Annotated in this window: 11 protein-coding genes; 7 read left to right on the top strand and 4 right to left on the bottom strand. The window is 72.0% G+C overall.

Annotation, left to right across the window (positions count from 1 at the left end):
* Positions 1-100 precede the first annotated feature (100 nt).
* The 3 genes from ACZ4WV_RS04560 to ACZ4WV_RS04550 form a co-directional block, all read right to left on the bottom strand.
* Entirely contained in the window at positions 101-463 is a 363-nt protein-coding gene (locus tag ACZ4WV_RS04560) for a hypothetical protein (RefSeq protein ID WP_465742661.1), read from the bottom strand.
* A 119-nt stretch (positions 464-582) separates the two neighbouring features.
* Positions 583-852: a chaplin gene (locus ACZ4WV_RS04555; protein WP_465742660.1), complete on the bottom strand. Its 270-nt coding sequence runs from the start codon at positions 850-852 to the stop codon at positions 583-585.
* Positions 853-963: 111 nt separating this feature from the next.
* Positions 964-1,206 carry a chaplin gene (locus ACZ4WV_RS04550; RefSeq protein ID WP_465742659.1) on the bottom strand — a complete coding sequence of 81 codons (243 nt, stop codon included), beginning with the start codon at positions 1,204-1,206 and terminating at the stop codon, positions 964-966.
* 571 nt (positions 1,207-1,777) lie between these two features.
* On the opposite strand from ACZ4WV_RS04550, the gene ACZ4WV_RS04545 reads away from it, so the two are divergent.
* From ACZ4WV_RS04545 to ACZ4WV_RS04525, 5 genes are all read left to right on the top strand, one after another.
* Positions 1,778-2,017: a chaplin gene (locus tag ACZ4WV_RS04545; RefSeq protein ID WP_465742657.1), complete on the top strand. Its 240-nt coding sequence runs from the start codon at positions 1,778-1,780 to the stop codon at positions 2,015-2,017.
* Positions 2,018-2,270: 253 nt separating this feature from the next.
* Positions 2,271-3,947 carry an RICIN domain-containing protein gene (locus ACZ4WV_RS04540; protein WP_465742656.1) on the top strand — a complete coding sequence of 559 codons (1,677 nt, stop codon included), beginning with the start codon at positions 2,271-2,273 and terminating at the stop codon, positions 3,945-3,947.
* A 308-nt stretch (positions 3,948-4,255) separates the two neighbouring features.
* The gene (locus tag ACZ4WV_RS04535; protein WP_465742654.1) at positions 4,256-5,419 is read left to right on the top strand and encodes a hypothetical protein; all 1,164 of its coding nucleotides are present in this window, start codon (positions 4,256-4,258) and stop codon (positions 5,417-5,419) included.
* Between the two features lie 61 nt (positions 5,420-5,480).
* Positions 5,481-5,972, top strand: coding sequence for a MarR family winged helix-turn-helix transcriptional regulator (locus ACZ4WV_RS04530; RefSeq protein WP_465742652.1), 492 nt, complete (start codon positions 5,481-5,483; stop codon positions 5,970-5,972).
* Positions 5,973-6,084: 112 nt separating this feature from the next.
* Entirely contained in the window at positions 6,085-7,524 is a 1,440-nt protein-coding gene (locus tag ACZ4WV_RS04525) for an MFS transporter (protein ID WP_465742650.1), read from the top strand.
* Between the two features lie 66 nt (positions 7,525-7,590).
* Here the strand turns inward: ACZ4WV_RS04525 and ACZ4WV_RS04520 are convergent, their stop codons facing one another.
* On the bottom strand, positions 7,591-8,220 hold the full coding sequence (locus ACZ4WV_RS04520; protein WP_465742648.1) for a hypothetical protein: 630 nt from the start codon (positions 8,218-8,220) through the stop codon (positions 7,591-7,593).
* 366 nt (positions 8,221-8,586) lie between these two features.
* Between ACZ4WV_RS04520 and hemL the strand changes: the two genes are divergently transcribed.
* Positions 8,587-9,921, top strand: a complete 1,335-nt coding sequence (hemL, locus tag ACZ4WV_RS04515; RefSeq protein ID WP_465742646.1) for a glutamate-1-semialdehyde 2,1-aminomutase — start codon at positions 8,587-8,589, stop codon at positions 9,919-9,921.
* Between the two features lie 66 nt (positions 9,922-9,987).
* Positions 9,988-10,635, top strand: a complete 648-nt coding sequence (locus ACZ4WV_RS04510) for a histidine phosphatase family protein (protein WP_465742695.1) — start codon at positions 9,988-9,990, stop codon at positions 10,633-10,635.
* The last annotated feature ends 170 nt before the right edge of the window (positions 10,636-10,805 follow it).

Here is a 10,805-nt window from a genome sequence, read left to right as displayed (position 1 = left end):
CCCCCCCCCCCCCCCCCCCCCCCCCCCCCCCCCCCCCCCCCCCCCCCCCCCCCCCCCCCCCCCCCCCCCCCCCCCCCCCCCCCCCCCCCCCCGGGTCGGTTCAGCCCGGCAGGACGCCGGTCAGGCCGCCGGCCAGCGGGAGGTCCTTGACGCCGCCGCCCGCGCTCAGCGGACCGGTCAGCGTGCCGGTGCCCACCGGGGCCAGGCCCTGGTCCGGCTGGACGGTCGCGCCGTTGTTGAGCACGTCGGCCGAGGAGTTGGCCCACGGGTCCAGGCGCAGGCTCTTGATCGGCGCCACGCCGTAGCCGAGGCCGGCCGTCGTCCCGGCCAGCGCCTGACCGACGTCGGTCTTGGCGAGCGTGGCCGGGCCCCCCGCGGGGGCGGCCTGCGCCGAACCGGCGCCGAGCAGCACCGCGGCACCCACGGCGGCGGCCAGACCCGCGCCGCTCTTCATCGAAACCATGCGGATCACCCTTCGGTGGATCGGTTGCCCGGACGGTCGGAAGTCGTCCGGGGATGCCGAACTGCCCCCCGGCCGGCTGGTCGGGGGGCAGTTCGGCCGGAACACGTGCCGATCGGGGATCAGCAGTCGTCCGCGGGCTTCGGGTGCATCTCGACGTTCGCGCAGCTGTTGCCGAACGCCGGGTTCAGGGCACCGATGATGTCGATGGTGTTGCCGCACAGGTTGATCGGGACGTGCACCGGCACCTGGAGCTGGTTGCCGGAGATGACGCCGGGGGAGCCGGCGGCGACGCCCTGGGCACCCGCGCTCGCGGCGGCGGAGCCCGCCGCACCCAGCACCAGGCCGGCAGCGGCGGCGGAGAGGACGGCGGCCTTCTTCACGTTCTGCATGGGGGTTGATCTCCTCGATCACACACGGGTGGAGCGTACCGGGCCCCGGCACTGCGGGGCACGACACGGGCTCGGTGAATCAGCTGTCGCCGGTGCGGCGACCGCGGGGCTTCAGCCGACGTTCGCGCAGCTGTTGCCGAACGCCGGGTTCAGCAGGCCGATGATGTCGATGGTGTTGCCGCACAGGTTGATCGGGATGTGGATCGGCACCTGGAGCTGGTTGCCGGAGATGACGCCGGGGGAGCCGGCGGCGACGCCCTCGGCGCCCGCGCTGGCGAACGCGCCGCCGGCGGTACCGAGCACCAGGCCGGTGGCGGCCAGCGACAGGACCGCGGCCTTCTTGAAGTTGCGCATGATTCTCCTCGAGTTTCTGCCCGACGGAAACGCGTGTGTCGGGTGCCGGGCGAGCACGAATACTGACCCGATGTCTTCAGGGATTGCCGTGATTGTCACTCCGGCGGCGTACACCGGCGTGTTCCGCCCATGGCTCGGGCGTCGACGCAGCCGCCGCGTTCTTCCAAGCGCCTGGCGAACGATTCCCGCACGGCCGGGAGAAGTTCGGGCGAAGGCGCGACCAGGAATTCCCGGTCAGGCGTTCAGGCGGTGTCGCCGGACGCCGGGTTCTGGGGGGCCCGCCACGTCGACAGACTTGCCGGGGGCCTCGGTGCCGACGAGGCCGTGGGCGAGCTGCGCATGGGCGGTACTCGTTTCATGAGTAGGGCCGGATGGACCGTCTTCCGTGAAGGAGAACGAGGCAGCGCGCGGGGGGAAACGGTCCGGTCCGTCGATCACCCGAATGCCGGTCGCCGCGGCCCCGTTGGGCCGGACGGGTGACAGTGTGCGCACCGTCGCAACCGGTCCGGACGGGTCTCGTTCTAGATGTCGCACTCCCCGTGCATCTCTGTTGAACAGTCAGGAGGCTCGCATGAGCATCAAGAAGACCGCTGCCGTCGGCGCGGCCGTGGCGGGCATCGTGGCCGCCGGTGCCGGTACCGCGATGGCCAGCGCCGGCGCCGAGGGTGTCGCCGCCGGATCTCCGGGTGTCGTCTCGGGCAACCAGATCCAGGTGCCGATCCACATCCCGGTCAACGTTTGCGGCAACACCGTCGACATCATCGGCCTGCTGAACCCGGCGTTCGGCAACCACTGCGTCAACGCGGGCTGAGTCCACCCCCGGTTCGGCCGGTGAGAGCCGCCGTTCCGCGCTTCCCTCCTGGGGCGCGGGACGGCGGCTCTCTTCGTGCCCGGGGAACTGTCGCCGCGTCACCCCGGTGTCGGCGGCTGCTGTCACAAGCCTTGTTGTCCTACTTGTCAGTACCTAGAATGTGAGACCTGCTCACCTTTCCTGCTCCTCCCTTGCTCCGCGCCGCTCGGCGCCACCGCCCGGGCGGTCCCCCCACCCCCGCAAGGAGTCGCGTGTGATCAGGTTCCGCACCCCAGCGGCGCGGCGGACGCGAACGGGCGCCTCCCGGTCCGCGGCGCTGCTCGCCACCGGTGTCCTCGTCGCCGCCCTCGGCCTGGCCGGCGCCCCCGCCGCCCTCGCCGACACCACCCCGACCCAGCCGTCCGACGCCACCCGCCCGGCCGCGATCGTCGCCCTCGGCGACAGCGCCATCTCCGGGGAGGGCGCCGGCACCGACACCAACGACGGCTACTTCCCCGAGACCGACACCGCGACCGACTACTGCCACCGGCATCCCAAGTCGGAAATCTTCGTCACCGACATCCCCGGGGTCACCCCGATCGACCTCGCCTGCTCCGGTGCCCAGACCGGCGACCTGGTGAGCGACCCCGAGCTGGCCAAGATCACCGGCTCGGGCAGCGGCGACTACGGCGAGCCCAAACAGGACGTCAAACTCGCCGACGCCGCGGGCAAGTACGACGTCAAGATGGTCGTCGTCACGATCGGCGCCAACGACGACTTCGACTTCAGCGGCATCATGATGCACTGCCTGGCGCAGTACTTCCCGATCCCCAAGGACCAGGGCTGCCGGGACACCATCGGCAGTGACGAGATCCGCCGGCGCGCCCAGCGGGTCCAGCCCAAGGTCGTGGCCGCGCTGCAGAACATCCGGCAGACCATGCGCAGGGCCGGCTACGCCGACTCCTCGTACCAGCTGGTCTACCAGTCGTACTTCGACCCGATCACCCCGGACATCCGGCGCAACGACTACGTCGGAAAGATCGCGGACGGCTGCCCGGCCTTCCCGGAGGACCTCGCCTGGGGCCACGACTTCGTGGTGCCGGCGTTCAGCGACATGCTGCGCGGCGCGGCCGAACAGGTGCCCGGCGTGCGGTACCTGGACCAGCGGCGAGTCGCCTTCGGGCACGAGGTGTGCGCGGAGTGGACCAGCTCGCCGTACGAGTACACCAACGGGGACGTCATCAACCTCTCCGAGTGGGCGCGCAACGGCTGCGACTCGCAGATCGGCATCCCCGGGCTGTGCATGAACATGGTCCGCCAGTCGTACCACCTGCGGGTGGCCGGCTACCGCGGCGAGGGCGTCTGCCTCGGTCAGTTCTTCGCCCGCCCCGACCTCACCCAGGCGTACTGCAGCCTCAACCAGCAGAACACCACCTCGATCCAGCCGCTCACCCCCGGCAAGCCCTTCGGTGACACTCCGGAGGACGGCTCCTGGTACCAGCTCACCAACACCGCCACCGGCAACGTCCTCGACCTCAGCGGCGGGGGCACCTACGGCGACTCCACCAACGGCCGGGCCGCCATCAGCTACCCGGCGACCGGCGGGCTGAACCAGTCCTTCGTCCTGGAGGCCAAGGCCGGCGGCAGCTACGAACTGGACTTCAGCGGCAACCGCGACATGTGCCTGGACGCGAACGCCGCCGCCACCGCCCCCGGCACCCGCATACAGCAGTGGGGCTGCAACGGCGGCGCCAACCAGCACTGGATCTTCAAGCCGGCCGGCAACGGCAGCTACCAGATCGCCGACTCCGCCGACCCCACCAAGGTTCTCGCCGCCGGCACCACCCTCGACGCCAAGGGCGATCCGTACATCCAGCTCGACCAGGCCACCGGCGCCCCCACCCAACTCTGGCAACTCACCAAGCTCGGCATCGTGTACGTCCACGGCTGACGCGGACGTGGCTCCGGTACGCCGCCGCCCCCCCTGCGGGAGGAGCGGCGGCGGACCCGTTCACGGGCGCGGCCGGGTGGCCGGACGGCGGGGGACGGGGTGGCGGAAGAGGACGTGTCGTAGGCTCACGGGAAAATCGTTGCGCCGGAGCTGCGCGCACCCTCGAGCGTGGCGGGGAGTACTCAGAGCACATGAGCACGGCATCGAGCACGGCGTCGTCCAGCGCCGGATCCGGGGCGCCGCCGGCGCCGGCGGCGGAGCGGTCCGAGGGGCGGACGGGTTCCGCGCCGGGGCGGCTGAGGGGGCTGGTGGACCGCTTCGCGCCCGCGCTGGGCGCGTACGCGGTGGTCAAGGGGATCGGCCTGGCCGTCTTCCTGATGCTGCTTCAGCACACCGGCGACTACCTGACGAAGCAGGTCGGCCGCGGCGGCGGCGTCCACGCCTGGGACGTGCTGGGCACCTGGGACGGCGTCTGGTACCAGCGGATCGCCGAGAACGGCTACGACCCCCAGCTGATCCCGCTGCACGGCTTCCCGCTGGCCACCTACTACGAGAACTCGTCCGCCTTCTTCCCACTCTATCCCTGGCTGATGCGGCTGGTCGGCGCGGTCACCGGGCTCGGCCCGTACGGCTCGGGGATCGTCGTCTCGGTGGTCGCCTCGCTGGTCGCGGCGGCCGGGATCTTCGCGATCGCTGAGCGGCTGGGCGGCTTCCGGGCCGGCGTGATCGCCGCGGTGATCTGGGGCCTGTTCCCGGGTTCGGGCGTGGAGTGGGCGGTCTACTCGGACTCGCTGTTCGTCGCGCTGTCGGCCTGGGCCTGCTACTGCGTGATGACCCGCCACTGGCCGGTCGCCGGCCTGCTCGCGTTGGTCGCGGGTCTGAACCGGCCGACCGCCGCGGCGCTGATCGCCGCCGTCTCGATCGCCGCGCTGGTCGCGCTGATCCGCCGTACGGACGGGGTGGCCCGGCCGCTGACCGCGATGCTGATCACCCCGTGGGGCCTGATCGGCTACGTCGCCTGGGTCGGCTGGCGGATGGGCGACTGGGGCGGCTACTTCAAGCTCCAGCGCGGCGCCTGGAACCGCTACTTCGACTACGGCGCCTCCACCGTCCGCACCATGCTGGACGTGATCACCGGCCACTGGACCTTCTGGCAGTCCAATCCCGTCCCGGACCTGATCGCCATCGCCCTGCTGATCGCCCTGCCGGGCCTGCTGGTGCTGCTGTGGCGGGCGCGCCCGCCGCTGGTGCTGTGGGTGTACACGGCGATGACCGTCGTGCTCGCGCTGAGCAGCAACCAGATCTTCGGCAACATCTCCCGCTATCTGCTGCCGGCCTTCCCGCTGTTCATCGGCCTGGCCGTGGCGCTGCGCCGGGTGCGGACCTCCTCGCTGATCGGCCTGTTCGCGATGCCGGCCCTCGCGGCGGGCTGGTACGCGGGGTATGCGCTGTTCGAGTTGGGCATCCCGTAGCCGCCGGTGGTTGACAACGGGATCATCCGCCAGCAGACGGGTCGTTGCTAACCTCGGACGCATGACGACGACCCCGCCCGTGCGCCGGATCCGCGACATCTCCGGTCTGCTGGACCACGCGAGCCACGTCCTGGCGACCCGGATGGCGGCCGCCTTCACCGAGCTCGGCATCACGCCGCGCGCGTACTGCGTGCTGTTCCACGCCCAGGAGGCCGAGCGCACCCAGATCCAGCTGGCCGAGCTGGCCGACCTGGACAAGACCACCATGGTGGTCACGGTGGACGAGCTGGAAAAGGCGGGTCTGGCCGAGCGCCGCCCGTCCGCCACCGACCGCCGGGCCCGGATCATCTCGGTCACCGAGGAGGGCGCCCGGGCGGTGGTGAAGGGCACCGAGATCGCCGACCGGGTCCACCGCGAACTGCTGGAATCCCTGCCGCAGCCCGAGCAGGACGCGTTCGTCTCCGCCCTCTCCCGCCTGGTGGACGGTCACCTGGCGGCACCGGTCGAGAGCGACCGCACCGTCCGCCGCGCCCGCCGCTCCCGCGGCCAGTGAGCCATACCGCGTCCGCGTCCGCGTCTCGGTGATCTGCTCCGAAGATAGATAGTCCCGAACAAAACAATCTGATAGCGTCCTTCCCGGTACTCGACGAACCGGGAGACCCGCCATGACCACGTACGCCCCGACCGCGCCCGACACGGCGCCGGCCCGACCCGCCCGCTCCCGCACCCTGGCCCTCGCGGTGCTCTGCGCGGGCATGCTGATGATCATCCTGGACGGCTCGATCGTCACCGTGGCGCTGCCCGCCATCCAGGACGACCTGCACTTCTCGCCCGCCGACCTGACCTGGACCGTCAACGCCTACCTGATCGCCTTCGGCGGGCTGCTCCTGCTGGCCGGCCGGCTCGGCGACCTGATCGGCCGCAAGCGGGTCTTCGTCGCCGGGCTCGCCCTCTTCACCGTCGCCTCGCTGCTCTGCGCCCTCGCCACCGGGCAGGGCACGCTGATCGCCGCCCGCTTCCTGCAGGGCGTCGGCGGGGCGATGGCCTCCTCGGTCAGCCTCGGCATGATCGTCACGCTCTTCCCCGAGCCGGGCGAGCGCGGCCGGGCGATCGGCGCGTTCAGCTTCGTCGGCGCGGCCGGCGCCTCGATCGGCCAGGTCCTCGGCGGCGTGCTCACCCAGGCCCTCAACTGGCACTGGATCTTCCTGATCAACCTGCCGCTCGGCCTCGCCGCCGCCCTCCTCGCCGCCCGGGTGCTGGAGCCGGAGCGCGGCCCGGGCCTGCGGGCCGGCGCCGACGCGCTGGGCGCCGCGCTGATCACCGCCGCCCTGATGCTCGGCATCTACACCATCGTCGGCACCGGAGCCCACGGCTGGGCCTCGGCCCGTACCCTCGGGCTCGGCGCGCTCTCCGTCGCCCTGCTGGCCGGCTTCCTGCTCCGCCAGGCCCGGGCCGCCCAGCCCCTGCTCCCGCTGCGGATGTTCCGCTCCCGCAGCGTCTCCGGCGCCAACGCCGTGCAGATCCTGACCATCTCCGGAATGTTCGCCTTCCAGATCCTGGTCGCCCTCTATATGCAGCAGGTCCTCGGCTACGGCGCCGCCGCCACCGGTCTGGCGATGCTGCCGGCCGCGGTCGCCATCGCCGCGGTGTCGCTGCTGCTCTCCGCGCGGCTGAGTGCCCGGTTCGGGGAGCGCGCGGTGCTGCTGGCGGGCCTGGCGATGCTGGTGGCCGCGCTCGCCCTGCTGGTCCGGCTGCCGTCCGACGCCGACTACACCGCCCACCTGCTGCCGACCATGCTGCTGATCGGCGGCGGCGGACTGGTGCTGTCCGCGCTCGCCGTGCTCGGCATGTCGGGCGCCGGCCCGGAGGACGCGGGCACCGCCTCCGGACTGTTCAACACCACCCAGCAGGTCGGCGGCGCGCTGGGCGTCGCGGTGCTGACGACCCTCGCCGACGGCCGCACCGGCGCCCTGCTCGCCGCCGGGCACTCCGCACCCGAGGCACTCACCGGCGGCTTCCGCCTCGCGTTCGCGGTGGCCGCCGGGCTGCTCGCACTGGCGCTGGTGCTGGCGGCGGTGATGCTCCGACCGCCCGTCAGGAGGTGACGGCCGGTCAAAAAGTCGACCCCGACCCGGATTCACCGGATCGGGGTTCGGCGCGTCGGGCGTGCCCTACGGCCAGACCAGGCAGTACAGCTGATGCCCGGCCTCGTGCAGCCGGTTGGCGAAGTCCTGCCACTCGTGCAGCATGCTGTAGATCACGAAGGCGTCCCGCGGCCCGCGCCGGTCCGGGACGGTGGACCAGATGAACGCGGCCGCGCCGAGCTCGGTCTCGTCGGCCTTGCGCAGCGGTTCCACCACGTTGTGCGGGAGTTGGACGACGGCGTAGTCGGGGTGCAGCACCACGAGTTCCAGCGGCGGGACCTGGTGCAGCGGGACGCCCTGGATGCCGGTGAGGACCATGGCGCTCATGGTCTCCGGCTTGATCTTGGTGGAGAGGTGGCCGGTCGGCGAGCCGCTGGTCTCCATCAGGTCGCCGAGCCGCCCCAGCGCGCCGAGTTCGCCGGCGTCCAGGCCGAGACCGCCCGGGCCGAGCGCGGTGGGGACTCTGGCGGCGGTGGCGCGGTCCGGTGCGCCGAAGTACTTGTACGTCACCCCCACGCGTCCCTCACCCCGCCTCTCACCGCCGCGACGACCACGACCCGTACCCGCTCCCGTACCCCCGCGTGCGGTTTCGGCGGGCCTGCGGGAGCCCCCCGCGGCCTCGTCGTAACCGTCCTGCGCCTCGGACACTCGGACCATCCTCACCGGAATTCGCCGGAATCGACAGACCCCCGCACGTCCGGCGTCCCGCCGGACGTGCTCCTTACCCGTCATGCGCCGCCGTACCCACTCGCGGTACGCGGCAGTCCTCTCCACACCCCTGCACCCAACCGGAGCGCTCGCGCACTCTGGGCACACAGTCTGACTGGTCCGTGCTCCGGTGCCGCCAGCGGCCCCGCCTGCCGACACCCGTCACGACTCCGGTCACGACAGCCGGCACGAACACCCGCCTCGGACGACCGTCACCGGCATCCGTCACGGACAACCGTACAGACAACGGTGCCAGGATCATCGTTCCAGATGATCGGGTCGGACATGCAGAGCTCAAGGACACGATTTGAGACCATGTCTCACGTGAGCTACCCCTACGAAGCCCCCCAGTCCCAGTCGCTCTTCGACCGCGCCTCCGTGGTCACCCCCGGCGGCGTGAACTCCCCGGTGCGCGCCTTCCGTGCGGTCGGCGGTACGCCGCGCTTCATGGTGTCCGGCAGCGGCCCCTACCTCACCGACGCCGACGGCCGTGAGTACGTCGACCTGGTGTGCTCGTGGGGTCCGATGATCCTCGGCCACGCGCACCCCGCGGTGATCGACGCCGTCCAGCGGGCGGTCGGCCGCGGCACGTCCTTCGGCACGCCCGGTCAGGGCGAGGTCGAGCTGGCCGAGGAGATCGTCGCCCGGGTCGCCCCGGTCGAGCAGGTTCGCCTGGTCTCCTCCGGCACCGAGGCCACCATGTCCGCGATCCGCCTCGCCCGCGGCTTCACCGGCCGAGCGAAGGTGGTCAAGTTCGCCGGCTGCTACCACGGTCACGTGGACGCGCTGCTGGCCGCCGCCGGTTCCGGCGTGGCCACCTTCGGCCTGCCGGACACCCCGGGCGTCACCGGTGCCCAGGCCGGCGACACCATCGTGCTGCCGTACAACGACCTGGCCGCCGTCGAGCAGGCCTTCGCCGCGCACCCGGGCGAGATCGCCTGCGTGATCACCGAGGCCTCGCCCGGCAACATGGGCGTCGTCCCGCCGCTGCCCGGCTTCAACGCGGGCCTGGCCCGGCTCTGCCGGGACAACGGCGCGCTGTTCATCTCCGACGAGGTGATGACCGGCTTCCGCGTCTCCAAGGCCGGCTGGTACGGCCTGGAGGCGGCGGACGAGGGCTGGGCGCCGGACCTGCTGACCTTCGGCAAGGTCATGGGCGGCGGCTTCCCGGCCGCGGCCTTCGGCGGTCGCGCCGACGTGATGGCGTACCTGGCCCCGGCCGGCCCGGTCTACCAGGCGGGCACCCTGTCCGGTAACCCGGTCGCCACCGCGGCGGGCCTGGCCCAGCTGCGCGGTTGCACCGACGAGGTGTACGCGACGGTGGACGCGGTCGCCGCCGAGGTCTCCGGCCTGGTCTCCGAGGCGCTCACCAAGGAGGGCGTGGCGCACCGGCTGCAGACCGCCGGGAACATGTTCTCGGTGTTCTTCACCGAGGCCGCCGTCACGAACTACGACGAGGCGAAGACCCAGGAGGCGTACCGTTTCACCGCCTTCTTCCACGCGATGCTGGCCGAGGGCGTCTACCTGCCGCCGTCCGCCTTCGAGTCCTGGTTCGTCTCGGCGAGCCACGACGCGCGGGCGATCGAGCGGATCGCCGCCGCCCTGCCCGCCGCCGCGCGCGCCGCTGCCGCCGCCACGGCCGCGGCCTGAGCCCACCTTCCGAGCCCCAGGAGCAGTTGAGAAGTGAGCGCCAAAGAGATCACCGTCGTCCACCTGATGCGTCACGGTGAGGTGCACAACCCGGAGGGCCTGCTGTACGGGCGGCTGCCCGGCTACCGCCTGTCCGAGCTGGGCCGGGAGATGGCCGAGCGGGTCGCCGAGGACCTGGCGGGCCGGGACATCACCCACGTGGTGACCTCCCCGCTGGAGCGCGCCCAGGAGACGGCCGCGCCGATCGCCAAGGCGCACGGCCTGGACGTCGCGGTGGACGAGCGGCTGATCGAGGCGGAGAACGTCTTCGAGGGCAAGACCTTCGGTGTCGGCGACGGTTCGCTGCGCAACCCGGGGTACTGGAAGTACCTCACCAACCCGTTCAAGCCCTCCTGGGGCGAGCCGTACCTCGACCAGGTGGTGCGGATGATGGGTGCGCTCGGCGCGGCCCGGGACGCCGCCCGCGGGCACGAGGCGGTCTGCGTCAGCCACCAGCTGCCGATCTGGATCGTCCGCTCCTTCGTGGAGCGGCGCCGGCTGTGGCACGACCCGCGGCGCCGGCAGTGCTCGCTGGCCTCGCTGACCAGTTTCACCTTCGAGGGCGACAAGATCGTCTCGGTCGGCTACCGGGAGCCGGCCCGCGACCTGCTGCCGGCCTACCTCGTCGGCAAGGGGGGCAAGGGCAAGCCCGTGGGCAAGAGCTTCGGGGCCTGAGCCCCGGGGGCCACGCCGGGGCGCCGCGCGTAAGCCCTGGGTAAGTATGGCTTCGGGGGAGCCAGAACACAACAAGGGGGCCGATCCCCCCCCCCAGTGAAGGGGGGGGCCCGCACCAAAAAAAAACCCAAAGAAACCCCCCCCAAACCCCCCCCCAAACCCCTTCCCCC

It is taken from the genome of Kitasatospora sp. NPDC029312, assembly GCF_055569215.1.
Note: the sequence above shows the minus strand (reverse complement) of the source record. Positions and strands in the feature narration are given on the sequence as shown.

What these genes read in the sequence shown, in the direction of transcription:
- ACZ4WV_RS04560 (WP_465742661.1), bottom strand. Translation starts at nt 463, where the DNA reads ATGGTTTCGATGAAGAGCGGCGCGGGTCTGGCCGCCGCCGTGGGTGCC.
- hemL (WP_465742646.1), top strand. Translation starts at nt 8,587, where the DNA reads ATGTCTCACGTGAGCTACCCCTACGAAGCCCCCCAGTCCCAGTCGCTC.
- ACZ4WV_RS04545 (WP_465742657.1), top strand. Translation starts at nt 1,778, where the DNA reads ATGAGCATCAAGAAGACCGCTGCCGTCGGCGCGGCCGTGGCGGGCATC.
- ACZ4WV_RS04510 (WP_465742695.1), top strand. Translation starts at nt 9,988, where the DNA reads ATGCGTCACGGTGAGGTGCACAACCCGGAGGGCCTGCTGTACGGGCGG.
- ACZ4WV_RS04520 (WP_465742648.1), bottom strand. Translation starts at nt 8,220, where the DNA reads ATGGTCCGAGTGTCCGAGGCGCAGGACGGTTACGACGAGGCCGCGGGG.
- ACZ4WV_RS04525 (WP_465742650.1), top strand. Translation starts at nt 6,085, where the DNA reads ATGACCACGTACGCCCCGACCGCGCCCGACACGGCGCCGGCCCGACCC.
- ACZ4WV_RS04555 (WP_465742660.1), bottom strand. Translation starts at nt 852, where the DNA reads ATGCAGAACGTGAAGAAGGCCGCCGTCCTCTCCGCCGCCGCTGCCGGC.
- ACZ4WV_RS04530 (WP_465742652.1), top strand. Translation starts at nt 5,481, where the DNA reads ATGACGACGACCCCGCCCGTGCGCCGGATCCGCGACATCTCCGGTCTG.
- ACZ4WV_RS04550 (WP_465742659.1), bottom strand. Translation starts at nt 1,206, where the DNA reads ATGCGCAACTTCAAGAAGGCCGCGGTCCTGTCGCTGGCCGCCACCGGC.